At 48.3% G+C, this 25,867-nt stretch carries 28 protein-coding genes; 25 read left to right on the forward strand and 3 right to left on the reverse strand.

Annotation, left to right across the window (positions count from 1 at the left end; genetic code table 11):
* The first annotated feature begins 7 nt into the window (after window positions 1–7).
* From rimP to rbfA, 6 genes are read left to right on the forward strand one after another with little or no spacing between them, the layout of a single operon-like run.
* Window positions 8–481 carry a ribosome maturation factor RimP gene (gene rimP, locus BM184_RS02990; protein ID WP_068559597.1) on the forward strand — a complete coding sequence of 158 codons (474 nt, stop codon included), beginning with the start codon at window positions 8–10 and terminating at the stop codon, window positions 479–481.
* 31 nt (window positions 482–512) lie between these two features.
* Window positions 513–1,814, forward strand: a complete 1,302-nt coding sequence (nusA, locus tag BM184_RS02995; RefSeq protein WP_086941380.1) for a transcription termination factor NusA — start codon at window positions 513–515, stop codon at window positions 1,812–1,814.
* A gap of 18 nt (window positions 1,815–1,832) precedes the next feature.
* Entirely contained in the window at window positions 1,833–2,117 is a 285-nt protein-coding gene (gene rnpM / locus BM184_RS03000; protein ID WP_086941381.1) for an RNase P modulator RnpM, read from the forward strand.
* Entirely contained in the window at window positions 2,114–2,422 is a 309-nt protein-coding gene (locus BM184_RS03005) for a L7Ae/L30e/S12e/Gadd45 family ribosomal protein (RefSeq protein WP_086627878.1), read from the forward strand. The genes rnpM and BM184_RS03005 overlap by 4 nt, the downstream gene beginning before the upstream one ends.
* A 21-nt stretch (window positions 2,423–2,443) precedes the next feature.
* Window positions 2,444–4,897 (forward strand): translation initiation factor IF-2, encoded by a 2,454-nt coding sequence (gene infB / locus BM184_RS03010; protein ID WP_086941382.1) that lies wholly within the window; start codon window positions 2,444–2,446, stop codon window positions 4,895–4,897.
* 38 nt (window positions 4,898–4,935) lie between these two features.
* Entirely contained in the window at window positions 4,936–5,292 is a 357-nt protein-coding gene (gene rbfA, locus BM184_RS03015) for a 30S ribosome-binding factor RbfA (RefSeq protein WP_086941383.1), read from the forward strand.
* Between the two features lie 202 nt (window positions 5,293–5,494).
* On the opposite strand, the gene BM184_RS03020 is transcribed toward rbfA, so the two are convergent.
* Complete coding sequence (locus BM184_RS03020) at window positions 5,495–6,262, reverse strand: C39 family peptidase (protein WP_086941384.1); 768 nt, start codon at window positions 6,260–6,262, stop codon at window positions 5,495–5,497.
* 227 nt (window positions 6,263–6,489) lie between these two features.
* Between BM184_RS03020 and BM184_RS03025 the strand changes: the two genes are divergently transcribed.
* Entirely contained in the window at window positions 6,490–7,059 is a 570-nt protein-coding gene (locus BM184_RS03025) for an SF0329 family protein (RefSeq protein WP_086941385.1), read from the forward strand.
* A gap of 79 nt (window positions 7,060–7,138) precedes the next feature.
* Here the strand turns inward: BM184_RS03025 and BM184_RS03030 are convergent, their stop codons facing one another.
* Window positions 7,139–8,647 (reverse strand): amino acid permease, encoded by a 1,509-nt coding sequence (locus BM184_RS03030; protein ID WP_086941386.1) that lies wholly within the window; start codon window positions 8,645–8,647, stop codon window positions 7,139–7,141.
* Between the two features lie 120 nt (window positions 8,648–8,767).
* On the opposite strand from BM184_RS03030, the gene BM184_RS03035 reads away from it, so the two are divergent.
* The 18 genes from BM184_RS03035 to BM184_RS03120 all read left to right on the forward strand — a co-directional run bounded on the left by BM184_RS03035 (window position 8,768) and on the right by BM184_RS03120 (window position 25,214).
* Complete coding sequence (locus BM184_RS03035) at window positions 8,768–9,214, forward strand: GAF domain-containing protein (protein WP_086941387.1); 447 nt, start codon at window positions 8,768–8,770, stop codon at window positions 9,212–9,214.
* The gene (locus tag BM184_RS03040; protein ID WP_086941388.1) at window positions 9,207–10,199 is read left to right on the forward strand and encodes a sensor histidine kinase; all 993 of its coding nucleotides are present in this window, start codon (window positions 9,207–9,209) and stop codon (window positions 10,197–10,199) included. Before BM184_RS03035 ends, BM184_RS03040 begins: the two co-directional genes overlap by 8 nt.
* Entirely contained in the window at window positions 10,196–10,828 is a 633-nt protein-coding gene (locus BM184_RS03045) for a response regulator (RefSeq protein WP_086941389.1), read from the forward strand. Before BM184_RS03040 ends, BM184_RS03045 begins: the two co-directional genes overlap by 4 nt.
* Window positions 10,829–10,838: 10 nt before the next feature.
* Complete coding sequence (locus tag BM184_RS03050) at window positions 10,839–11,528, forward strand: sirohydrochlorin chelatase (protein WP_086941390.1); 690 nt, start codon at window positions 10,839–10,841, stop codon at window positions 11,526–11,528.
* Entirely contained in the window at window positions 11,516–11,965 is a 450-nt protein-coding gene (locus BM184_RS03055) for a precorrin-2 dehydrogenase/sirohydrochlorin ferrochelatase family protein (protein ID WP_086941391.1), read from the forward strand. The genes BM184_RS03050 and BM184_RS03055 overlap by 13 nt, the downstream gene beginning before the upstream one ends.
* Window positions 11,966–12,148: 183 nt before the next feature.
* The gene (nirB, locus tag BM184_RS03060) at window positions 12,149–14,572 is read left to right on the forward strand and encodes a nitrite reductase large subunit NirB (protein ID WP_086941392.1); all 2,424 of its coding nucleotides are present in this window, start codon (window positions 12,149–12,151) and stop codon (window positions 14,570–14,572) included.
* A 1-nt stretch (window position 14,573) separates the two neighbouring features.
* Window positions 14,574–14,891: a nitrite reductase (NAD(P)H) small subunit gene (locus BM184_RS03065; RefSeq protein WP_086941393.1), complete on the forward strand. Its 318-nt coding sequence runs from the start codon at window positions 14,574–14,576 to the stop codon at window positions 14,889–14,891.
* On the forward strand, window positions 14,888–15,859 hold the full coding sequence (gene cobA / locus BM184_RS03070; protein WP_086941394.1) for a uroporphyrinogen-III C-methyltransferase: 972 nt from the start codon (window positions 14,888–14,890) through the stop codon (window positions 15,857–15,859). The genes BM184_RS03065 and cobA overlap by 4 nt, the downstream gene beginning before the upstream one ends.
* On the forward strand, window positions 15,847–16,620 hold the full coding sequence (locus BM184_RS03075) for a formate/nitrite transporter family protein (RefSeq protein WP_086941395.1): 774 nt from the start codon (window positions 15,847–15,849) through the stop codon (window positions 16,618–16,620). Before cobA ends, BM184_RS03075 begins: the two co-directional genes overlap by 13 nt.
* Window positions 16,621–16,681: 61 nt before the next feature.
* Window positions 16,682–17,566, forward strand: a complete 885-nt coding sequence (hemC, locus tag BM184_RS03080; RefSeq protein WP_086941396.1) for a hydroxymethylbilane synthase — start codon at window positions 16,682–16,684, stop codon at window positions 17,564–17,566.
* The gene (locus BM184_RS03085) at window positions 17,563–18,234 is read left to right on the forward strand and encodes a uroporphyrinogen-III synthase (protein ID WP_086941397.1); all 672 of its coding nucleotides are present in this window, start codon (window positions 17,563–17,565) and stop codon (window positions 18,232–18,234) included. Before hemC ends, BM184_RS03085 begins: the two co-directional genes overlap by 4 nt.
* A gap of 185 nt (window positions 18,235–18,419) precedes the next feature.
* Complete coding sequence (locus BM184_RS03090; protein WP_086941398.1) at window positions 18,420–19,568, forward strand: AAA family ATPase; 1,149 nt, start codon at window positions 18,420–18,422, stop codon at window positions 19,566–19,568.
* Window positions 19,569–19,736: 168 nt separating this feature from the next.
* Entirely contained in the window at window positions 19,737–20,660 is a 924-nt protein-coding gene (gene cysK, locus BM184_RS03095; RefSeq protein ID WP_086941399.1) for a cysteine synthase A, read from the forward strand.
* A gap of 235 nt (window positions 20,661–20,895) precedes the next feature.
* A complete protein-coding gene (locus tag BM184_RS03100; RefSeq protein ID WP_086941400.1) occupies window positions 20,896–21,954 on the forward strand; it encodes a bifunctional glycosyltransferase family 2/GtrA family protein in 1,059 nt (352 codons plus the stop codon).
* Window positions 21,951–22,898, forward strand: a complete 948-nt coding sequence (locus BM184_RS03105) for a phosphodiester glycosidase family protein (RefSeq protein ID WP_086941401.1) — start codon at window positions 21,951–21,953, stop codon at window positions 22,896–22,898. Before BM184_RS03100 ends, BM184_RS03105 begins: the two co-directional genes overlap by 4 nt.
* Window positions 22,876–23,298 carry a hypothetical protein gene (locus BM184_RS03110; protein ID WP_218150973.1) on the forward strand — a complete coding sequence of 141 codons (423 nt, stop codon included), beginning with the start codon at window positions 22,876–22,878 and terminating at the stop codon, window positions 23,296–23,298. The genes BM184_RS03105 and BM184_RS03110 overlap by 23 nt, the downstream gene beginning before the upstream one ends.
* A 122-nt stretch (window positions 23,299–23,420) precedes the next feature.
* Complete coding sequence (locus BM184_RS03115; protein ID WP_086941402.1) at window positions 23,421–24,344, forward strand: metallophosphoesterase; 924 nt, start codon at window positions 23,421–23,423, stop codon at window positions 24,342–24,344.
* A 171-nt stretch (window positions 24,345–24,515) separates the two neighbouring features.
* Window positions 24,516–25,214 (forward strand): DNA/RNA non-specific endonuclease, encoded by a 699-nt coding sequence (locus tag BM184_RS03120; RefSeq protein ID WP_177208514.1) that lies wholly within the window; start codon window positions 24,516–24,518, stop codon window positions 25,212–25,214.
* Between the two features lie 64 nt (window positions 25,215–25,278).
* On the opposite strand, the gene BM184_RS03125 is transcribed toward BM184_RS03120, so the two are convergent.
* Window positions 25,279–25,737 (reverse strand): VanZ family protein, encoded by a 459-nt coding sequence (locus BM184_RS03125; protein WP_086941404.1) that lies wholly within the window; start codon window positions 25,735–25,737, stop codon window positions 25,279–25,281.
* Between the last annotated feature and the right edge of the window lie 130 nt (window positions 25,738–25,867).

Below are 25,867 nucleotides of genomic sequence, written 5' to 3' on the forward strand. Positions count from 1 at the left end.
GATTTCTGTGAGTCGTGTAGTAGATGAAGTTCGAGTAGTGGTTCAACCAATAGTTGATGAACAGAATTTAGAATTAGTGGATATGGAGTTTTTGAAGGAAGGGAAAAACTGGTTTCTCAGAATCTATATAGACAAACCAGGCGGCATCGATATCGAAGAGTGCGCATTGATCAGCGAAAAAGTCAGTGAAGCATTGGATGCCATCGATCCGGATCCGATCCCTCAGGCGTATTTCCTGGAGGTGTCCTCGCCAGGCGCAGAGCGTCCATTAAAGACTGAAGCAGATATGCAGAATGCCATCGGTAAATACGTGCATCTGTCCTTCTATCAGGCGATTGATGGTGAGAAATTCTACGAAGGAACGTTGAAGGAAGTAAACGATGACTCCGTCGTATTGACGATCAGAATCAAAACCAGAACAAAAGATATCGAAATCGAAAGAAAACAGATCGCAAACGCAAGATTGGCTATCCAATTTTAATCATTTTTTGAGATAGGAGTGAACAAGTAATATGAGCAAAGAAATGTTAAGTGCTCTTGAAGTGTTGGAAAAAGACAAAGGTATTTCAAAAGAGATTGTCATCAGTGCGTTGGAAGCTGCGCTTGTGTCTGCATACAAACGCAATTACGGACAGGCCCAAAACGTCGAAGTGGAATTCGATACTAAAAAAGGGGACATCCATGTCTACGCTGTTAAAGAAGTAGTGGATATGGTGTTCGATTCGACTTTGGAAGTCAGCCTGGAGGATGCTCTGCAGATCAACAAGGCATACGAATTAGGCGATAAGATCCGTTTTGAGGTCACTCCTAAAGATTTTGGACGGATTGCAGCTCAGACAGCCAAACAAGTCATCATGCAACGTATCCGTGAAGCGGAGCGCAGCATCGTCTACAATCAATTCATCGCTTATGAGAATGATATTTTGACGGGCGTTGTCGAAAGAATGGACAGCCGCTATATTTATGTGAGCCTTGGGAAAATTGAGGCTGTTTTGTCCAAGCAGGAGCAGATTCCGAATGAAACGTTCCAGCCGCACGACCGCATCAAAGTGTACGTCACAAAAGTCGAAAACACATCAAAAGGGCCGCAAGTTTTTGTCAGCCGCAGTCATCCCGACTTGCTGAAGAGATTGTTTGAACAGGAAGTTCCTGAAATCTTCGATGGCGTAGTCGAAATCGTTTCGATCGCACGTGAAGCAGGGGACCGTTCCAAGGTTGCCGTGCGCTCCCGCGATAAGAACGTCGATCCTGTCGGAACTTGCGTAGGACCGAGAGGCCAACGTGTCCAAGCGATCGTCAACGAATTGCGCGGAGAAAATATGGATATCGTTGAATGGAATGAAGATCCGTCGATCTATATCGGAAATGCACTGAATCCGGCACAAGTCGTCAATGTCGATTTCCATCAAGCAGACGGCAGTTGCACAGTCATCGTTCCGGATTACCAACTATCATTGGCAATCGGTAAAAAAGGTCAAAATGCTCGCTTAGCGGCCAAATTGACAGGCTATAAAATCGATATCAAGTCCGAAACGGAGTATAATAAGCTATTGATGGAATCTGGTGCTCAAAAAGTTGCATCCGATGAAGAAGATGCTGATACGCTTCATTCTTTTGCAGGCTTGGATAAGATTTTCACGGCTGAAGAAGTCGCTGATGACATCACAGTCCCGGCGGAAGATACGGATTATACGGAAGAATACGAAAACGATGAAAAAATCCTTGATCCTGAAGATGTAGAGCAACTGATCTCGGAAGTCGAGACAGATCCGGAACAAAGCTATGATGAATTAGCAGAGGACTATCAAGACTAATCAGTGAGGTGAAGGTTTATGAAGACAAGAAAAATTCCGATGAGGAAATGTATCGTCTCCAATGAGATGAAACCAAAAAAAGAATTGGTCCGCATCGTAAAAAATCAAGCAGGTGAAGTTGCCATTGACCCAACCGGCCGCATGAATGGCCGTGGAGCCTATGTCTCTCTGGAACCTGCATTGGTGCAGAAGGCTTGGAAACAACACCTTTTGGACAAACACCTTGAGACCGCGATCAGTGATGCGTTCTATCAGGAGTTATTCGATTACGTTGAACACCAAAAAGCAAGGAGCTTATTATGACACCTGAAGACAAGATGTTGAATTTGCTGGGCTTGGCATTGCGCGCCGGCAAATTGATCACAGGTGAAGAAATGACCATCAAGTCCATCCAAAAAAATGAAGCAGTCTTCGTCCTTTGTGCGACTGACTGCAGCGATAACACCAAAGAAAAATTAGAAAACAAATGCCGCTATTATGAAGTCCCGTTCCTGGTGCATTTCACTTCGGAACAAATCAGTCAAGCAATAGGCAAGTCCCGTTCCATTTGCGCCTTGACCGATAGAGGATTCGCCAAAAGTTTCATGCGGCTGAAAGGAACAAAGTAATGAGATAAGGAAGGTGATGACATGGAAAAAAAACGTGTCTACGAGTATGCAAAAGAACACAAGATATCAAGCAAAACGGTGTTGGATAAAGCAAAACAATTGGGGATCGATTATCATAGCCATATGTCAACCATGGAAGACGGAGACATCAAAAAGTTGAACCAATCCATCTCTTCCGCTGCTGGAAATCAGGTTGCCAAGCCAAGTGCACCGCAGTCCAATGCGACACAGAAAAAGCAACCAGCAGACAACAAAAAAGCACCTGCAACTGGAACACATAAACCTACTGATAAGAGTGAACTGAGGAAAAACACAGACATGAAAAATAAACCATCGAATCCTTCTCCGAATCAAAAAAACGGTTCCGAAAATAAAGGACAAGCAAGAAATGTTTCAGAAAAGAATACAAATCGGCCGGCGCAAGCCACAAGCCAAGCTGGACAAAATCGTCCAAATACTAAAATGAATCGAGTTGACTCTGTTTCGCCAAACAAATCAAATGACAAACCAGTGCAGAAAACTGCAAACACTAATACTACTACCAATGCGCCAGCCAAATCAAACCGTCCATCATACGGCCAAAATTCAGGCGGTTCCAATCCGCGCAGCCAAGGAAATCAAGGGAGAGGCAACAATCCCTACAACAAAAACAAACGGTCGAAGTTCAAAAAAGGCACAACTAAGCAAGGACCTGCAGTGCCTCCACGCAAATTCCGCGAGTTACCGGAAACTTTCGTCTATACAGATGGCATGAATGTAATGGAAGTTGCCAAAAAGTTGCACCGTGAACCAGCTGAAATCATCAAGAAATTATTCCTGATGGGCATCATGGTCACACAAAACCAAGCATTAGGAAAAGATGCCTTGGAATTGTTGGCTGCCGATTATGGCATCGAAGCCGAAGAAAAAATCGTTCAGGATATTTCCGATTTGGACAGCTATTTCGAAATGGAAGAAAATCCGGAAGAATTAGTTTCAAGACCACCTGTTGTCACAATCATGGGGCACGTCGATCATGGTAAAACGACGCTTTTGGACTCATTGCGCAACACGAACGTAATCCAAACCGAAGCAGGCGGAATCACGCAGCATATCGGAGCTTATCAGGTTAAAATCGACGGCAAACCGATCACGTTCTTGGATACTCCAGGACATGCTGCCTTCACGACGATGCGTGCCCGCGGAGCGGATGTCACAGATATCACGATCATCGTTGTCGCAGCTGACGACGGTGTGATGCCGCAAACAATCGAAGCCATCAACCATGCGAAAGCTGCTGATGTTCCTATCATTGTTGCCGTTAATAAAATCGATAAACCGACAGCAAATCCGGACCGCGTAATGCAGGAACTGTCCGATCAAGGGTTGGTTCCTGAAGCTTGGGGCGGCGAAACAATTTTCGTCAACATCTCGGCTAAGTTCGGACAAGGAATCGATGAATTGTTGGAAATGATCCTGTTGGTTGCTGAAGTACAGGAATTGAAAGCTAATCCGAATCGTTTAGCGATCGGTTCCGTCATCGAAGCCCGTTTGGATAAATCCAAAGGCCCGATCGCTACCGTCTTGGTGCAGTCAGGTACTTTGAAAATCGGCGATCCGATCGTAGTCGGTAATACGCATGGCCGTGTCCGTGTAATGACCAACGATCAAGGCAGACGCGTAAAAACAGCTGGACCTGCAATGCCGGTCGAAATCACAGGTTTGAATGCAGCACCGCAAGCCGGCGATCACTTTGTCGTCTTTGAAGATGAGAAGACTGCGCGTCAAGCAGGTGAAGAACGTGCGAAACGTGCCCTTATGGAACAACGTTCAACACAAAACCGCGTAACCCTGGACAACTTGTTCTCCAGTTTGAAAGACGGAGAGCTGAAGGAAGTCAACGTCATCATCAAAGCTGACGTACAAGGTTCGGTTGAAGCATTGGCCGCAAGCTTGCAAAAAATCGAGGTTGAGGGTGTACGCGTCAAAATCGTCCACTCAGCAGCTGGAGCGATCAACGAAAGTGATGTTACTTTGGCTGCAGCCAGCAATGCGATCATGATCGGTTTCAACGTTCGCCCGACTCCTCAAGCGAAGATCCAAGCAGAAAGCGAAAATGTGGACATCCGTCTGCACCGCATCATCTACAACGCCATCGATGAAATCGAAACAGCGATGAAAGGGATGCTGGATCCTGAATTCGAAGAGCAAGTAACAGGCCAAGCGCTTATCCGTGAGACTTATAAAGTATCTAAAGTCGGCACAATCGGTGGAGCGTTCGTAACTGATGGTTACATCGGCAGAAACAGCAGTATCCGTATCATCCGTGACAACATCGTCATCTTTGACGGCAAACTTGCCAGCTTGAAACGATTCAAGGATGATGCCAAAGAAGTTAAAAAAGGCTTCGAATGTGGTGTGATGATCGAAGATTACAACGATATCCGCATCGATGACGTCATCGAAGCGTACCATATGGTGGAAATCAAGAAATAAAGCACTGCAGCAATCGACCTATTGAGAGGTGAACCGAAATGGCTAATTTCAGAGCCGGAAGAATAAGACAAGAAATACAACGCGAAGTGAATGATATTTTGGCTAAGCGTGTAAAGGACCCGCGGGTTGCGAATGTAAACATCACCGATGTGGAAATCACCGGAGATTTGCAGCAAGCAACCATCTATTACAGCACATTGTCGGAACTTGCCAGCGATCGCGAAAAAACGCAACAAGGTTTGGATAAGGCGACTGGCCTTGTCCGCAAAGAACTTGGCACGCGTCTGTCACTTTACAAGACACCGGAATTGATTTTTAAACGTGATGAATCGGTGGCTTATGGCAGCAAAATCGATGAATTGATCCGCAAGATGCACGAGGATGAAAAAAAATAGATTCCATATCTGCGAATCAAAAGCCAGCCACAATGATCCATGCGATCGTTGTGGCTGGCTTTTTGCTGTATTGTCATGAAAAAGGCACTTATGTACTATAAAAATGCCCAGGATTCGAATTTTCAAACACATTGACTCAGAGAGTTTCACCCTTCAGTAATTACCCTTTAGGGATTGATTTTCGCGCTGTGAGCGTTGAACCCTATTCTGTGGACTGCATTTTCGTCTGATCGGGCGTCCCGGCTGCGATATAGACGGCTTGTTTGCCCATCTGTTCCCATGCGAGGATGAAGTTTTGCCGGTCGATTTCCTGATCCTTTTGTCCATAAGGATTATTGATGTACAGACTCTCGGCGCTATACCCGACGACCACAACGCTGTGCATGATGTAGCTGATGTTGACGGGACCTGTCGGCGTTTGCCAAACTTCCAATTCATCATCAGGCAGGAAGGTAGTCGTGGTGACGACCCAAACGGGATAGCCCCGGTCCAGGGCTGCGATAACAGAATCAAAATACTGTCCGCTGATATCCTCTACGCGAGCAGATGGGATGTATTCGGATGCCAATGCCGCGATGGGGCCATGGTAGACGCAAAAACCGTAATCCGAACCGGTGACATCGCCGACAAAGCCTTCGTTCGGGTTACCTTGCAGTCCGTTTTCATAGTAGATGGGCACCACTGGAAGCTTGTCTGCGAGTTCGTTTTTCGTGACCGTTATCCCGTTGTACTGCAGGATCATAGCCAGCGAGGTTACTTCGCAGCCGAGCAAAAGAGCCGGCGGATCCAGCTGATTCAGGAGCGGAACATCCAGTCGGACAGCAACCGAAGGAACGGGTCGCAGAATCAGGCCGGATTCTGCGATCGCTCCTTCAGTTTCGTCGGGACCCCTGCGAATGAGACTTAGTGGCATCAGACTGAGTAAAATGCAAGAAAAAAGCGATATGTGGTCAAGCCTGCCCTTTTTCATTTCGAATCTCCTTATTCGGCATGTCTGGCTGTATTTCTTCTGTATGCTTCACGCTTACATTTTAGCATACTCCGCAATACAGGACGATTGAAACGTCCCGATGCAAAATGTGACGGCAAAAAAAAGGAGATTCGGTTGTTTAAAAGGATTGACCTACCATGATATTTTTGGACATAATGTAAAGAAGAATAAATGGACAGCACTAAAGCTGCTCGATGGAGGATATTATGATTTGGAGTAAAATGAAGCCGCAGTTGGAGAGCTTCCTCGCGCCTGCTTTGGTCGGCAGAGTGGGGTACCTATCCACCAGCTACCGCTACACACCCGATAAAAACGGCCAGTGCTGCATAGTAGTGGACAATAAAAAAATCTTCAACATGAAGGACGGAACGACAGGAATGAAGTGGTACCAGTCGGAACAGGATATCAAGAATGATCCCGCAATCATGCTTCCGGTCAGTGATGACGAAATTGAACAAATCAGGCAAGAAACCGGCGGAAAGGTGCCGGAAGAACGGTTGGCCGTGATCGCGAGCGACCGCAAATTGTTGGCATATGCGAAGCAAACGATGGCCGCCCAAGCGGCGTTAAGCAAATCCGATTTTTACAAAACCGCGAATGTATTTTTGAGCCAACCCATCGAAGACAGCCTCGCGAGCACAGACATCCTGTTGAATTGCCTGGCCTTAATGGACCGGCGCGTCGGCAAAAAGCGGATCATCGACATGGAAAAATCAGTGAAAATGAAGCATCCGATTGTGCAATACTTCTATGAATTGAGGCGCAGCGCTAAGTAGGAGCTTCCAGACGCAAAAAAGGAACCGCTCAGGTGATTCGGTCTGAGCGGTTCCTTTTTTTTTCGTTTTAAAGTAAAATTCAGAGATTATCTTCAAGTATCAATTGTGTTCGTTTCTTTTCGAATCTTTGATAGATGCTGCTGCCCAGCAGTCCGAACAGAATCGGTCCGATGATCAGCAACAAGGCTTGGACATATTCTCCGGTTTGGAACGGCTGATAGACTTGGAAGGTGATGGCGATTAAGGTAGCTGTGCAGACGCTCAGCGAGCAAAGGTAGCCTTGCCAATGCGAAGCAATCAGTGAATGCTTCAGCAACCCAGGGTTCTTGATGCGATAGAACGGATAACTGGCCGCTACGACAAAATACGGAATCGCGCGGGCTACATTTGTCATATACGTTAATTGATTGAATAATGCCCCTAAAATGGTACTATTTAAAGATAAGCCGATGATGCATACAGAAACAACCGCAGCCTGGATCCAAAGTGCCGTTTGGGGCATTTGTTTTTGGTTGATTTTTGTCAGGAATTGCGGCCAGATTTCCTTAGGTGTACCCTGAATCAAACTTTTTAATGGTGTATAAGTGATGGACGACAACAAGCCGATATAGGCTACAAACAAGGTGAAGGCAGTATAGCGTATGAACGCTTGATAAAGGAAACTCTGCGCGGATGCGGACAGACCAAAGGAAACGCTGATGTTATTGGCCAGACTGCCCATCAAACCGTACATCAGATTGCCGAGGTGGAACTGATCCGTTTCCCGCAATACATTCAGGTTATTCGCGCCGCTCCAAAGCATAATGCCGCCGAAGTAAAGAACGACGATGATCACAGCGCTGATGATCAATGCTTTCGGGAACTTCTTCCTTTGTTGGCCGGATTTGTCGACCAGGCTGGCGATTGTGTCCAATCCGCCGAATGCGGTGATGGCGAAAATAAAGAAGGGCAGCTGCGAAAGGAACGAATCACTGGTCCCTTTGAAGAAACTCGGTGCGGCCAGGCTTTGCTGCATATTTTGCGCGATGAGCTGCGGGTTGTTCACCATCAACAACAGATTGCCGATTCCGGAAATGAGCAGCAGACCGACCATTGCATAGCTGCTCGTCTTCAAAAATGAAAAGACAGCTTGGTGTCCGCGATTGATTACCCAAGTCATGCAAAATACAGCCAAAAGCGAGAGAACCATGATCCAGTAGGTCGTGTCGATGCCGAACCATCGCTCGGCTGAAGTCAAGTCCTGACCAAAAAGCATGATGGTGAAAGGAATCAACAATTTCATGAAAAGGCTGATGATCCATGTGAAGTAGCTGCAATACCACAGGAAAGCGGTAATGAAAGCGATACGCGGCGAGAAAGCATCCTTCAGCCAATCGTAGATGCCGCCGGTACGATTTGAGTAGCTGCGCGTATATTCTGATACAATAAGGGCATAGGGGATAAAATAAAAAAACGCGCTGATCAAAAACCAAGGGAATGATTTCAGACCCATCATGAAAAAAGAGGATGACATACTTGAAAAAGAGTATACGGTCATGACGATGATCAGAATCAGATTGAAAAATGATAGACTTTTGATTTGTTTCATATTAAACTCCTTATTAAATAATTTGCTTCCAACAATTGGTATCATCATAGTAACTTTTTGGATAAAGAGCAATAGAAATACAGGGAAATTGAAAAATATAGGGAATTGGAGTAGTGAACAATGTCACAAGTAGATTTGTGGTTGGAGGAGAAAAGAAAGGAATGGCAGGCGGATTTTTTAGGCTTAGCTCAGGACATTGCCCCGCCCTGCCAGCAAACCGAACTGCGCTGGACGAATGTAGCCGGAAACACAAGCGATCGCTACAAAACTATCCGTTTGCGGATCGGCAAAGGCATAGCCGGCGAAGTCTGGCGCACCGGCCGGGAACAACGCGCCACTGACATTCAATCGGACAGTCAAAATCTTTTGAAGTATCCTATCGCAAGGCTCGAGCAGCTCGATATGACAATCGGCATCCCGATAATGAAGAACGGCATCATCCGGGCGGTTTTGTTGCTGGGATACCGCAACCCAATCACTCCGAATGTGGCCGATGTGACTGCTGTCTACGCTTCTTTGACAGGCTTAGCATCCCTTTTGGAAGAGGGGGGCACCAAGGATGGCTGAATCAAATGAACCCATTGCCCAAATTTTTCCCCAGCCGACTTGGCTAATGGACGCCGACTATAATGTGATCGACAGGAATGCACAGGCAGAAAAGTTCGAGAAAAATTATGTCATTTCAATGGAATATGCGGTAGAGGTCGCGAAAGGCACTTGTTGCGCTTTCCATACGGATAAACGGGCCTGCAAGAATTGCCCGCTCGAGAATAAATGGGCGGCTTCGGAAGGGTTCCCGATCACTTTTATGGGCCGGGACGGGATTTCTTATGAATTTTTCGGGAAACTTCTGAAAAATGAACAGAACTGGATGCTGGAAATCAGCTATATCGATAAACCGTTGGAATCAGTGGGGAAAAGCATGCTGACCTATTTGAACGAAGCACGCGAGAGTGAGCAGAAAAGGATTGCGCGTGAGCTCCATGATGGGATAGCGCAGAGTATCTACAGCTTGATGCTGGAAACAAGAGGGTTGAAGTGGACTCCGGTTGAGGACCATCAGCAGAAGCTTCAGGCGATCGATCGCCATTTCGCTGACGTACTTTTGGAAATCAAGAGTTTGGCAACCGAATTGCGCCCAAGCATCTTGGATGATGTCGGGCTTATCCCGGCTATAAATCAGTTTGTCGAACAGACGATGGAAATGACAGGATTCATCATCCATGTTATCGTTGAAGGGGAACGGAATGCTCTCAGCAGCCGAGGAAATGTCGTCATCTATCGCAGCATTCAGGAAGCGATTTCGAATGCTTTGAAATATTCAGGAGAGAATGAAGCGTCCATCACCGTTGATTTTGGCCAAAAAGAACTGCGTGTTACGATTGCGGACGAAGGGAAAGGGTTCATCTACGATCCTTACCATCTCGGATTCGGCCTGCTGAATTTGCGGGAACGAGCCCACTCTGTAGGTGGAAAAATGGAAGTCGATACAGGTATAAAAAAAGGGACACGCATCACAATGATCGTGCCATATAAGGAGGGGTCGGCATGAAAATCATTATTGCAGACGATCATGCATTGGTGCGCAATGCGCTGACCTTCATGCTGAATGCGCAGCCGGACATGGAGGTAGTCGGGGATGCCGCTGACGGCAATGAAGTTTTCATGAAGCTGGAAAATACGCAGGCGGATCTTGTATTGATGGACATCAGTATGCCGCCAGGGGAAAACGGGTTGCATACGACGCGCCGGATCAAGGAAACGCATCCCGGAATTAAAGTGATCGTCTTGACGATGCACGATGAGGAAAGCTACGTGAGGGAAGCATTGAATGCAGGAGCCGATGGTTTCATCCTCAAAAGCACAACCGACGACATCTTGCTTGACGGGATCCGGAAAGTACATGCCAACCAACGTTTCTACAGTGGTTACACAAGCGACAAGCTGGATGAGATGGACACATTCCAAGGAGACAGTCTCTACGCCAGTCTTTCGAAACGGGAAAAAGAAGTCCTGCCGCTTGTCGCTTTGGGCTACAACAACCGGGACATAGCCGAAAAATTATATATTTCCGTCAAAACGGTAGAAGTGCATAAAGCGAACATCAGAAAAAAACTGAAGGTCGACAGCTACGCCGATCTTTTGCGTTATAGTGTGAAAAATCATCTGGTCGATTTCTAGGAGGAATAAGATGAATATCGGAATCATGTATGTGCTGCACGGCAGAAAGACCAGCATCCCGCAAAAACTGTCCAACATCGTCAAAGATTTCACTGACACATTGGCCCTGCCGCAAGCGATCGGTATGCTGGAAGGGCAACAACAGACATTGGAGGATGCGGTCAAAGCGCTCGAAGAACGGCCGGTGGACAAAATTATCGTCGTACCGGTGCTGCTTTTCCCGGCAACGCATGCCCGGGAAGATATCCCGCAGCGCATGAAAGCCAGCGCATCGGTTCCGTTCGAAATCTGCGAGACACTCGGGACGACGCGCGCTGTGTACGACTGGTTGAAAAGTCGATTGCAGGAAGCGACCGAGCGCCATCCAAAGTTTCCGGTCATGCTGGTTGCGCACGGCACGACCCATTATCCTGAACCTGCCGAACAACTGGGAAGGATCGCTGTTGCCTTGAGCTCAGATTTGGGTCGCGAAGTCTTCGCAACGAATCATCTAGGTGAGCCGCATTATCAAGCAATATCCGGGGAACATCCCTATATTGTGCAGCGGTTGTTTTTTACCGATGGCTACTTGGCTAAAAAAATAGGCATCTGGTTCGAAAAAAACCGGCCCCAAGATGTGCTGCTGGAACAGTTGCTCGACGCAGAGGCCGTCCATACGGCTCTTAAGGAACGATTGGAGGATGCCGGATGTATCCGATGATGGTCGACATCAGCAAACGGAAAGTAGTGGTGGTCGGAGGCGGTAAGATCGCTACGCGGAAACTGCAGGAGTTGATGCGTTGCGGCGCTCAGCCGACCATCATCGCTCCTGTCGTGAGTCCGGAAATCCTGGAGTGGGCAAAAAACGGCGAAGTAGTATTGTTCAAGCGGACATTCCGATCAGGCGATCTTGAAGGGGCAACATTCATCTTCAGCTGCACGGATGATCAGGCAACCAACCAAGCGGTTAGGTCGGAGATTGGACCGGATCAGTTCCTGAACGACACAACCGACCGCACCAACAGTGACTTCATCAATCTTGCTACGCTACGCCGGGAAGACTATCTGTTGGCTGTCTCCACGTTCGGGAATGACCCGAGGAAAGCCAAACGTTTGCTTCACGAGATTGCCGAAAAAATAAACCCGACTCAAGCCTAGTGCTTGAGTTTTTTTGTTGGAGCGGCGCTGCAGACCGGAGCCAGATTCTCCATTGCCTATTCGCCAACCAATTTTTTGTCCAAAATATGGCGTTCCGGAAAACTTAGGCGTTTCCCTAATATTAAATCATTCACAAAACCTTTATTGTGAATTTTATAACAACGAATAGAAGAGGGTGCGCGAATGAGAGAACATTTGGTCTTGATCGGAAACGGTATGGCAGGGGTTCGTTTGGTTGAAGAAATTCTGGAAAGGGATCCGGAACGTTATGATATCACAATCATCGGGAAGGAATGCTATCCGAATTACAATCGTATCATGCTATCCAATGTGCTGCAGAATAAAATGACGGTGGATGAAATCATCACCAATCCATATACATGGTACGAAGAGAACAAAATCACGCTGATCAACGAAGATCCGGCGGTCGGCGTCGATACAGCGAACAAAATCGTAACAAGCGAAAAAGGGCTGAAGATCCCTTACGATAAATTGGTTTTTGCCACAGGTTCCCATCCTTTCATTTTGCCGATACCCGGTTCGCAGAAAGACGGAGTAGTCGCTTTCCGCACTATCGATGATACGGCCGAAATGATGGAAGCTGCCGGCAAGCACAAGCAAGCTGTCGTCATCGGCGGCGGTTTGCTTGGGTTGGAAGCCGCGAAAGGCCTTCAGCTGCAGGGAATGGACGTCACCGTAGTCCATTTGGCCAAATGGTTGATGGAAACGCAGCTGGATGAAAGAGCCGGCAAATTGTTGCAGGGGGATTTGGAGGCACAGGGTCTGAAATTCCTGCTGGAACACGCCACAACCGAAATATTGGGTGACGAGCGCGTCACCGGCCTGCGCTTCAAGGACGGAAGCACGATCGATACCGAACTTGTCGTCATGTCGATCGGCATCCGACCTGCAGCTGAATTGGCGCGGGAAGCCGGGCTGGAAGTAAACCGCGGGATCGTCGTCAACGACTTCATGGAAACCAATCTGCCGGCGATCTACGCAATCGGTGAATGTGTCGAGCATGACGGAAAAACCTATGGCTTGGTGGCCCCTCTCTTTGAACAAGGGAAAGTGCTGGCCGATGTGCTGAACGGCATTGAGGCCAAACCATACCAAGGGTCCAAGACCTTCACTTCCTTGAAAGTTTCCGGATGCGATCTGTATTCGGCCGGGAACATCATGGACACTGAAGGGATGCAGAGCATCGAAGCCTTCGATGGCGTCAACAGGAACTACAAAAAGGTGTTCATCAAGGACAACCGCATCGAAGGGATCGTCCTTTACGGCGAAACAGCGGACGGAAACCGTTACTACAACATGATGAAAAAAGGCCAGGAAATCGCTGATCTGCAATCCATCGCAATCCTGCAAGCTGCCGGCGAAGAGGCAGGCAGCGACGATGTCGTTGCTTGGGATGATGATGAGACCGTCTGCGGCTGCAACGGCGTCACGAAAGGCGACATCATCAGGGGCATCCGCGACAAAGGCTTGACAAACGTAGCTGAAGTCGGAAAAGTCACCAAAGCCGGAACCAGTTGCGGAAAATGCAAACCGCAAGTCCAGACTTTGTTGGAACACGAACTGGGTGAGGGCGTCACAGCTTCAACAGGCATCTGTTCCTGCACTGATTTGAACAGAGACCAAGTCATGACTCAGATTTATGCAAAGCATCTGACGACCAGCACGGATGTATTCAAAGAACTGCATTTTTCAAATCCTGAGGGCTGCGCGAAATGCCGACCGGCAGTCAATTTCTATTTGAATGTTGCCTTCCCGACTGAACACAAAGATGAGCGCCAATCGCGCTATGTGAACGAGCGCATGCACGCCAATATCCAAAAAGACGGAACGTTCTCGGTCATTCCGAGAATGAGGGGCGGCCAGACGAATCCGCAGCAACTGCTGCAGATCGCCAAAGTAGCCGAAAAATATAATGTGCCTTTGGTAAAAGTCACCGGCAGCCAACGGATCGGCCTTTACGGCGTCAAGAAGCAGGACCTTCCCGCCATCTGGAAAGAATTGGACATGGTATCTGCACAGGCTTATGCGAAGGCATTCCGCTCGGTAAAAACCTGCGTCGGGAAAAACTTCTGCAGATTCGGCACCCAGGATTCGATGGGGCTTGGCATCAAGTTGGAAGAACGCTTTGAGTTCATCGACACACCGCACAAATTCAAAGTCGGCGTATCGGCTTGTCCGCGCAGCTGCGTAGAATCCGGCGTTAAGGATTTCGGCATCATCTGTGTCGAGAACGGCTATCAGATCTACATCGGCGGCAACGGCGGGACTGAAGTCAAGGAAGCACAGTTACTTATGACCGTGGAAACGGAAGAAGAAGTCATTGAATATTGCGGTGCTTTGCTGCAATATTATCGCGAAACGGGCATTTATGGCGAAAGGACTGCTCCATGGGTTGAACGTCTAGGATTTGATGCCGTCAAACATATCCTGAGCGATGCTGCCAAACGCAAGGACTTGATCGAAGCTTTGGATGTGGCAACCGCAGTAAAACGGAAAGATCCATGGCACGAAGTAGTCGGCGATCGCGACATCCAGGAAAAATTATATTCGATCGACAGAAGAGAACTTGTAACGGTGGGTGATTAAGATGACAGAAAAAACATTTTTGACAACAACAGATGCCTTGCTGCCTCAGGTCGGGCGCTCTGTTTCAATCGGAGACAAAAAGATTGCCCTCTTCCAACTTTCCGACGGCCGCATCACAGCTATCGAAGATTTTTGTCCAATGACAAACGGACCTGTGCTGGAAGGGATTGTATCAGGGGAATACCTTTATGAACCGTTGCGGGATTATAAAATATCCTTGATCGATGGACGCATCCAGGAACCTGATGAAGGCCAACTAAAGGTTTATGAGTTGCTGATTGAAGACAGGAACATTTATCTGAAAGGCGCTTCGCTATGATCCATTTCGTAGGGGCGGGCCCGGGAGATCCGGAATTGATGACAGCAAAAGGTGTACGGCTGTTGCAGCACGCCGATGCGGTCATCTACGATCGGCTGGTCAATCCATTGCTGCTCTTTCATTGCAAGCAGGATTGCCGTTTCATCTATGTCGGCAAGACACCTGATCGGCCCTCGATCAAACAAGCAGAAATCAATGCGAAACTGATCGAAACAGCCGCATCCCATGATTCTGTCGTCCGCCTGAAAGGCGGCGATCCGGTCATTTTCGGCCGTCTGACCGAAGAATTGCAGGCTTGCCAGGAGGCCGGACTCCATTACGACATCACACCCGGGATCACTGCCGCCAGCGGCACAGCCAGCTACAGCGGAATTTCGCTGACGCAAAGAGGAGTGGCCACTTCAGTGACTTTCACGACAGGCAGACTGATCGATAACGAAAAAAACACTTTCCAGCAATTATTGAATGGCCAGACCGTCTGCCTTTACATGGGTGTGGAGGCGCTCGGACGCTTTGTGGAGGCGGCCCTGGCGCAAGGAATGAAAGCGGAAATGCCTATCCTGATAACCCAATGGGGAACATACGGCAGGCAGTCGAAGCTGCAAGGCACGCTAGGGGACATCAGGCAAAAAGTCAGCGATACCAAAATCGAAAATCCGGCCATGATCATCCTGGGTGAAGTTGTCCATGCCGGGGAGCGCTTCGACTGGTTTTCTGAATTGCCGGAAAAAGGCGAATCCAAGCTGTATGTCTCTACCCAGAAACCAGTTATGGATGCCCTGCTCGAACAGACGCAAAGAGGCGCAGATGTCTGGTGGCTGCAAGTAGGCGCCGGGCGGGACCGCCGCTTTGATGATGTAAACAAGCACTACTTGGCGGAACAGCATTTCGGTACTATCATCTTTGATGATGCAGCAGCAAAAAATATATATGAAGCGGAAAAGGTGAAGCCATTATGGGAGCATTGAGCCCGAAAGAATTACTGGAAGAAGCCATTCTAAGAGGCAAACATAAAGCCGACTACAGTTTCATGACGATGGCCACATTGGGTATCATGGCCGGCGTCTTCATCGGACTGGCGGGCGTTGCCATGATCCGCACAATGGGATCGATGCCGGCTGAGTGGGGCACGCTCGTCAACCTGTTGGGGGCGATGGTTTTCCCGGTCGGACTCATCTGTCTGCTGTTGGTGGGCGGTGAATTGGTGACAGGGAACATGTTGTCGGTGTCACTTGCGTTGTTCGCAAAAGAAATATCCGGAAAATCATGGCTGAAGAACATGATAGTCGTAACCCTGTTCAATTTGGTCGGGGCCCTGTTTGTAGCCTACTTCTTTGGCTACTTATCCGGCACCTTGCAAGGAGCGTTTTTGGACCGGACGATTGCGGTCGCCAGAGGCCGTATCGATGTGGCACCCGTTCAATTGTTCTTCTCTTCGGTTGCCTGCAACATCTTGGTCTGCACGGGCGTTTACATGAACTATGCAGCCAAGGATTTCATCGGGAAAATCTTCGGCACTTTTCTGCCGATCATGGCTTTTGTGATTGCTGGTTATCAGCATGTCGTCGCAAACATGTTCTTGATTCCGGCAGGGATTTTTGCCGGTGGGGCGACTTGGGCGGAATTTATGCTGAACATCAGCATCGTCTGGATCGGAAACCTGGTAGGAGGCGGTTTCTTCATGGGCGGGCTTTATTTCATGGCATACAGAATCGGTATGCAGAAGTAAAGATATCCGTTTGATTACAAGCGAAAGTCCTCTATAATAGTGAAAGAAGGGAGGTCGCTGCATGAAGACACTAAGAGTAGGGACACGCAGCAGTGCGTTGGCCCTGAAACAAACCGAACTGGTCATTGAGGCTCTGAAAAGAGTGGATCCCGCGGTGAATGTCGAAGTGGTCGGCATCACCACAAAAGGGGACAGGCTGGTTCATGTGCCCTTGACGCAAATCGGCGGGAAAGGCGTATTCGTGAAGGAAGTTGAGGCCCAATTGTTGGACAAGACAATCGATTTTGCTGTGCACAGCCTCAAGGATGTGCCAGCCCGCTTACCGGAAGGATTGACGATCGTCGCGACACCCAAGCGGGCGAATCCGTTCGATTGCTTGATCTGGAACGACGACAAACCCTTTTCAGGGACAACAGCGCTTTTGGTGATAGGCACGAGCAGTGTGCGCCGAATCAACCAATTGAAGACTGCATTTCCTAACATGTCGTTTGTGCCGATCCGCGGCAATATAGAGACTCGTCTTCGCAAGATGAAGGAAGAAGGCTTGGACGGCATCGTCCTGGCAGCAGCCGGGCTCGAAAGGATGGACTATCTGAATGGGCTGCATACGCTCATGCTTGAACCGGAAGTCTGTGTTCCAGCGATTGGACAAGGGATCATGGCTGTCCAATGCCGTGAGGAGGACAAGCAACTGATTGAGCTGCTTAGTGGCATCAATGATGAAGCTGCTTCATTGGCTTGTCTTACGGAGCGTTCCTTCCTGCATCGCGCAAATGGCAATTGCGACTTGCCGATAGGCGGCTATGCGCATCGATTGGACGATGGGAAATGGGAATTTTTGGCGTTCTTGGCTGGTTCCATCGACGAACCTGGAGTCACGAAACGTTACATCGGAGAAGATCCGCTGAAACTGGCGGAAACGGCAGCTGACGAATTGTTGCCATGACGAAAGCGATACTGTTGACAAGGCCGCTAGCCATGAATGGCGCAGATCAGATCCGGTTCCGGGCGCAAGGGTTCGGACGGTTTTACGAGATTCCCTTATGTGAAATCAAACAATTGCCTATAACGGAAACCATCAAAAACAAGATCAACGCGGCCGAGTGGCTTTTCTTTACGAGTCAAGCGCCTGTAGCAAGTGTCTTGGCCGTCATCGAAAAGGGACAGCGCCCGTTGATTGCCGTAATCGGCAAAAAAACCGGCGAAATGGTCCGATCCTGCGGATTTGAAGTGGCTTTCGTCAGCCCGCAGGAAACAAAAAGACAGTTTGTTTCCGCTTGGCAGAAAAACTTTCCGACGGGAACATCGATTTTCTATCCGAAGAGCCAGCTCGCCGATGATGCCATCGAACAACTTCTGGGGATCGAAAACGATGTAACCGGTTCGGTCCTGTACCACAATGTCTTCCTGGAGGAACGCAAAGCGGAATTGACGGAGCTGCTCAAAATGGGCAAACTGTCCGCTGTTTACTTCGCAAGCCCATCGGCATGGAAAAGATTCTTTTCGGTCTACGACCAAACCGAAAAAAAACCGCTCGTTTTTTATGCCATCGGTGATACGACAAAAAAAGCCATCAATGACAGCGGCTACGAGGCTGTTCTGTTTCAACGATAAGCAAGCAGGCGCAAAGATCAACTCGATCTGAGCGCCTGTTTTTTTCATTGGAGCGTCCTTTTTCCGGATATCCAGCCTTTGGAAAGGACCTTCATGCTATACGGTGCGGTGAGGAAGTTGTAGAATGTATGTAAGAGGTAAGATGAGTACCCTAGAAAATACGTTCTGCAGAAGGGAGAATTGAGATGGGGAATCTGTACAAGGACAAATTAAGCGGCAGCCGGATCGGCATCGTTTTCGGAGCGTTCGCGCCTTGCCATATCGGGCATCTGGAAGTCATCCTGAAGGCCAAGAAGGAGAATGACGGTTGCGTCGTGATCGTCTGCGGAGAAGATGGAGATTGCGGCGAGCCTTTCGGTCTGGATGTCTACAGGAGATTCCGTTACATGCGCGAATTGTTTGCGGATGATAACCAGATTTATGTAGTGATGGCGGCCGGCCAAGGCATTCCGCAGAAAGAAACCGAGTGGGAGTCTTGGTTGGAAATCATCAACCTCAAGATAGCTGATTCGCTGCAGCACAGCGATGCGCAAAAGATCTGGTATACCGGGAAAACGATGCAGGCTGAGGCATTGGAAAAAAAATCCACCGACGAAGTCCATTTGGTGGACACCAGCCTCTACCCGGTCAGCGGTCTGAATATCCGCAACGATGCCTTACGCTATTTTAATGCCATCGCCTTGCCTTTCCGCCGGGCATTCACAAAAAAGGTACTAGTTTTGGGTGCTCCAAGCGGGGGGAAAACGACGCTGGTCAAGGATTTGGCGAAACTGTATTCCTGTCCTTACAGTTTCGAATATTCACGCCAGTATCAAGAGGAATCGAATGTGAATGATTTCGAATTAGATGGCATGGATTACCAACGGTTGGTCACCGGGCAGTTCCAGCTGAATCGGGATACAATCGCAGATCCCGCCAGCCAAGGGATGGCGATTTTGGACACGGATGTGATGGTCACAAAAGTTTACGCACGCCTTGGCGCCGAGGACGCGGACTATGCGATCACTCCGGAAGAATATGCGATAGTGGAACAGTCAGCCAACGCCTTCATTGCGCGCCAGTTGTGGGATTTGATTCTGGTTGTGCCACCGACTCTGAAATATGTCGATGACGGCTACCGCAACATGGAATTTTCAGAGGATGCCTTTTTGACGACCATCCATGAGATGATGCTGGAGGAAATCGAAAGAAGCGGAAACCTGGATAAAGTCGTCATGCTGGATGCAAAAGGGATCGGTGAGAAGGACGAATTCAGTTATTATGCCCGTTACAAACAAGCAAAAGAAGCGATAGATGAACTGATGGGGCACAAACAATACAATAGCGATAATTGAATCCAAAGGGTGTTCGGGAAAACCGATCACCCTTGTTCGTTTATGTCTGATTTTCACAGAGGTTTTCCCGTGTTATGCTTCCTTTATCATCCAATGTCAGAGAAGTCGCTTCATACTCAAATTTTGGAGCACACATTCATAAATAACACACTTAATGGGGGTATCAGCATGGTTAAAATCGTATCGTCAGTAGCAGAGTTGATCGGAGATACACCGATCATCAAATTAAGCAAAGTCGTACCGGAAGGCTTCGCAGATGTCTATTTGAAGTTAGAGGCGTTCAATGTCGGCGGCAGCATCAAGGATCGCATCGCTTTGAACATGATCGCGACAGCGGAAGAAGAGGGAATCTTGAAGCCGGGCGACACAATCGTTGAACCGACCAGCGGGAACACCGGCGTCGGTTTGGCTATGTTGGCGGCAGCGAAAGGCTATAAAGCCATCTTTGTGATGCCGGATACGATGAGCATCGAGAGGCGTCTGTTGCTTTCGGCTTATGGCGCCGAACTCGTGTTGACTCCCGGGGCTGAGGGGATGCCTACAGCTATCGCAAAAGCCAGAGAAATTGCAGCCCAACCTGGCCATTTTCTGCCTCTGCAGTTCGAAAACCCAGCCAATCCGGCTATCCATGAAACAACAACCGGTCCGGAAATCATTGAGGCATTCGACGGCGTCGGCCCCGATGCTTTCTTATCGGCTGTCGGAACAGGCGGTACGATCACAGGGGTAGGGAGAGCCTTACGAAAAGCGAATCCGGATGTCGGCATTTATGCGCTTGAACCTTCCGAATCCGCAGTGTTGAGCGGTGGCCAAAAAGGACCGCATAAGATTCAGGGAATCGGTACCGGCTTCATTCCGCAGGTATTGGACACAGCGGTATTCGATGGCGTGTTCCAGGTCTCAAGTGAAGAAGCTTTCGAAATGACGCGCAGACTTGCCAAAGAGGAAGGCATTCTTGTGGGCATCTCCAGCGGTGCGGCAGTGGCAGGAGCCATCGCCTTGGCCGGTCAACTTGGCGCAGGCAAGTCGGTTGTGACGATCGCTCCGGATAACGGCGAAAGATACCTTTCCACCCCAGTGTTTCAGAATTAAGCAATATACCGAATAATGATAGTGCCCCAACCACAGCAGGAGCGGTTCCTGTGGTTGGGGCACTTTTTTTGCTCCAAACTTGGTGAGGGCTTTTATTTGTGTATGTTTCGCTACTTTTTTTCCGCAACTATTCGTATGGATTTCGAGGAATTCAGTGGGTGCGTTCTTTTAAAATGGAATCAGCACCAGAAAAGGAGGCACGGTTGGCCGGACTGAAAAATTAGGAGGCGTCAATATGAATCCAGTCGTAATCATTCCAGCTCTTAACCCTGACGAAAAGTTGATTTTATTGGTTGAAGAGCTACAGAAAAAGGATCTGCACACTATCGTGGTGGACGATGGCAGCGGTGCGGAATATGCAGCTATTTTCGAACTTTTGAAAAGCAAATACGCATGCGATGTCTGCACGCATCCCAGCAATTGCGGAAAAGGACGGGCCTTGAAGACGGGCATCAGATTTCTTTTGGACAAGTATCCGGACAGCACTGGTTTTGTGACGGCGGATGCAGATGGGCAACACGCGGTCGCAAACATCGGGGAAATCGCCGGCGGGCTGGGCGGAAATCCGCAGGCACTGGTGTTGGGCGTACGGAATTTCAAGGAGCAGGGCATTCCCTTCCGCAGCCGCTTCGGCAACAAAATGACTTCTTCGATTTTCCGCGCCGCAACAGGCATCCGTTGCCAAGATACCCAGACCGGACTGCGGGGCGTTCCGATGCAGTACGCTGATCTGTGCCTCGGACTAACAGGGGAAAGATATGAATATGAGATGAATATGCTCATGACATTTGTGGAAAACAAAATCCCTTTTAGGCAAGTGCCGATAGAGACCATCTACATCGAGAATAACCGCGCCTCGCATTTCGACCCGATCAAGGACTCGGTCCGCATCTATTTGAATATTCTGAAATACAGTCTGTCTTCAGCGCTGTCAGCACTGGTAGACCTCTCTTTGTTCGGATTGTTCTGCACCTACCTGTTCCCATCCATGACAGCAAAAATAGGCCTTGCGACCCTGTTGGCCAGATGCATCTCCGGAGCTGTGAATTTTATGCTGAATAAGCATTGGGTATTCCAAAATGAACGGTCATTGGGAAGCCAAGGAATCAAATATGGCGCTCTCTTCATCACACAGTTGTTTTTGAGCGGACTGCTGGTGGAGCTTTTGAGCGGCTTGCCGATTCCGTTGTTGCTTGTAAAAGCATTCATTGATGCATCGCTCTTTTTTGCCAGTTACGTTATCCAAAAAAAATACGTATTCAATACGGTCAAGAAAGGACATACCATTTTATGAAACAATTTTTTTCGAAGCCTTATCGTTGGGCTCTCATCTACTCGAGCCTGTTGAGTGCAGCAACTGCATTCGTCTTATTGGATGCCTTTGTCATCCCAAAGTCTCTGTCTGCGGTATCCGCTACAGAGACAACGACCAGCACAAGCAATGAGGAGACGGAGGCGGATGTATCCGAATCCGTAAGTGAACAAACGATCACCGAAGCCATCGTCACCGAATCTTCCTACGAAGATGAGAATATCCAAATTTCCATCGAAACAGGACGGAGCAACAATACAACCTATTATGCGGTGGATATCCAAGTTTCCGATGCTTCCTTTCTGAAAACCGCTTTGGCACAGGACACTTACGGCAGGAACATAAAAGCTGTCACTTCAAGCATAGCTGCCAGCCATGATGCGATTTTGGCGATCAACGGCGATTTTTATGGTTTCCGGGATGCGGGTTATGTCCTCAGGAACGGTACACTTTACCGTGATACGGCAAGGGAAACCGAAGATGCGGAGGCATTGGTCATCGATGACGAGGGTGACTTCTCGATCATTTCCGAAAATGAAACGAGTCTGTCTTCCCTGGACACATCAAGCATTGCACAAATCATTTCTTTCGGCCCCGCATTGATCGAAGATGGTGAAATCAGCGTGGATGCTTCAAGTGAAGTGTCCCAATCGATGACCAGCAATCCGCGGACCGCCATCGGCCAAATTTCGCCGTTGCACTACATCATCATCGTGTCGGATGGCCGGACCGATGAAAGCGAAGGCTTTTCTCTGCTGCAGTTGGCGGAAGAAATGCAAAACAGAGGGGCTGTCACGGCCTATAACTTGGATGGCGGCGGTTCGTCGACACTCTATTTCAACGGCGAAATCATCAATAATCCGACAAGCGGCAACAGCACAGGGGAAAGGGAAGTGAGCGACATTGTCTATATTGGATATGAATAACAAGTCTTCTGTACCGCAAAAAACGGGCATCACCTATCTCATCGCGACCGTTGCGATTGTCATCCTCGAAAAGATTTACAGGTTGTTTGGGCACGGCGTCACATCGCCGGCAATGACTTGGATGTTCTTATTCCCATTGGCAGGAGGGCTGCTCATTTATCTCTTGAACCGCGCAAAGGTTGATATTGAAGATGCAGAGCGATTGCGCAGCTTTTCCAACCTCTACCATTCGGGGATCGCCACTCTCACGGTCGGCAGTTTCCTGAAGGGCGTTCTGGAAATAGCCGGCACTGATTCAGTCTATCTCCTTTATTTTTATATCGTCGGATTCGGTATGGTCCTGTTGGGCATCGTGCCGCTGCTGTCGAGAGCATCAAAAGGACACTCCGAACCAAACTGAGTTGCAGAACCGGATAAAATATTTCAGTGCACTCCTTGTTCCTTAACACTCTAAATAGTGGCGCTTCCGGTCTTGGAGAACTATAATATAAGTAACGGATTCAGTGAGATGAGGTGAAGTGCATGTTTACGGATAAACGGCTGACGGAAGCCTACGAAAAAGCTAGGGTCGAATACATCGACGAAACATCCAATTATGTTTTTTTGAGCGATTGTCACAGAGGCGATGGGAGCCTTTCGGATGAATTCGCACGGAACAAAAACATTTTTTTGTACGCGTTGGAATACTATTACAAAAATGAGTTTATCTACGTTGAAAACGGGGACGGTGATGAACTGTGGGAACACAATGAATTCAAGCACATCAAAAATGCCCATCCGGAGGTATTCGCTATCCTGAAACGTTTTTATGACGAAAAACGTCTGATTATGATTTACGGGAACCACAATATCTATCTGAAAAGCCAATGGTATGTGGAACAAAATTATTTCCGGAACTACGATGAATATACCGAGTTCTTCTATGATTTCCTCCCTGGAATCCGACCGATCGAAGCGTTGGTTTTGAAGGACCGGACGACGAAACAGGAAATATTCGTCGTCCACGGCATGCAGGGCGATATGCCTAACGATCAACTCTGGTATCCGACGATGCTTTCCCTGAAGTATTTTTGGAGGTTCCTGCACGCTTTCGGCGTCAAGAGCCCGACAAGTCCCGTGAAAAATATGAACAAACGGCATAAAATCGAAAAAAACTACGTGAAGTGGATCCAGAAGCATGAAAAAATGCTGATCTGCGGCCATACGCACCGCTTCAAATATCCGAAGACCAAAGATTTGCCTTACTTCAATTCGGGCTGCTGCATCTATCCGACAAGCATTACCGCCATCGAGATCACCGGTGGCCAAATCCAATTGGTCAGATGGAAAACGCGCGTGAATGAGGACGGCTTGCTCCAGATCAAAAGGGAAGTCATGCGCGGGCCGGATCCGATAGGGAAATTCGATATCCGGGCGAGTGTCAAAAATGGACCTGCCACTGAATAATCTTGCCTTACCTACTCTTCTTGTAATTTAAGAAGAGTTTTTTTGTTTCCAAAATAAAATCTGCTGTGCTGAAGGGAACTGGTTCGATTGTAAACGGAAATCTGTTTGCACTCCCAATGATTGACTGATAAAATGAAGGAATGCTTTCAATTATTAACAGTGGGGGAAGAAATGGCAAAAAGAAAAACTTCAGGCAAGCACAAATTGTTGAGGCTGCTTTTGCTGTTTTCATGGTTTCTCATCCTTACCTGGATCGAGATACATGAGGGTGCCGATCCGACTTCAAATCAGGACGGCACTGCCGACACTTCAGTTGTCCTGTCCGCGGAAGATGCGCCTCAATATACAGGTGCGGATACAATCGAAATAAACGGTGGGAAGAGCAACTTTGATTCTTCAGAATTGCACTTTGAAGGGGAAGGCTGGATCCGTTACGGCGATTTGGATGAGCTGAACCGCGTCACGACGATGGACGCAATGATCACGCCGGAAATGTACCAGACGGGGACCGATGCAGACAGCAGCATCCTGCCGACTGGCTGGTCGAAGAGCAATCAGAATGATTCGAATCCCAAACAGCTGAACCGCGGGCATCTGCTGGCGGATGTGCTCGGCGGAAGCGGCGAGGATTGGCGCAATCTGGTGACGCTTTACCGCAATGCAAACTACCCGGCCATGTATTTTGCCTCAGAGTTCATTGTCAGTGAAGCAATCCAGTCAGGCTCAACAGTCCGCTATCGGGTAACACCCCTCTTCAAAGATGATGAGTTGATCTGTGAAGGGCTGCACATCATGGCAAAAAGCGTGAATGATGATTCGGTCGATCTGAATGTCTATGTCTTCAATGAGCCAAAAGACGTTGTCGATTAGGTATGCGATAGAGAACTCTAATAATTCCAAAACAGTCAGCCGTCTTTTGGAGACCGCTGACTGTTTATTTTTTGCAGTAAATCGGATTTTGCCGCTCCATCAATCTCTGTTTCCATTCATACAGAATGATACCGGTCAAGCCTCCTGAGGTATCGATCAATACATCGGAAAAGGCTGGACCTCTTCCCGGAATGAAGGACTGATGGAACTCGTCTGAGGAGGCATACAGAAATACAAACAGCAAAGCACAGAAAGCTGATTTTCCGGCTGACCTTCTTTCTTTCCTATGGCGCAAAAACAGGATAGCCAAAATCAGATACTCTGTGAAATGGCCTGCCTTACGCACTAGGTAACTGAGCGCACCCTGAATGGAACTGCCTGGCCCGATCCCCAGTAATTTCAGCAATTCCAATAGGATTCCGCTCGTTTCGGACGAATCCTGTCCATTTTGGTGCGACAGGAGAAAAATGACGCCCATCCAGAGGCATAAAGCTGTAAATTTGGTGTTAAAGGTAAAACGCATGCGTGTGGATCCCTCCGTCCTATTGCATCAGTATAGCGCAGCAATCCATGACTGAAAAGTGGATAATGATAATTTTTTGAGTAATAATGGCTCCTGATCATAATCGAATAAAAAATAGAAAAAATTCCAC

Source organism: Trichococcus pasteurii, from assembly GCF_900112935.1.
In the GTDB taxonomy this organism is placed as follows: Bacteria; Bacillota; Bacilli; order Lactobacillales; family Aerococcaceae; genus Trichococcus; species Trichococcus pasteurii.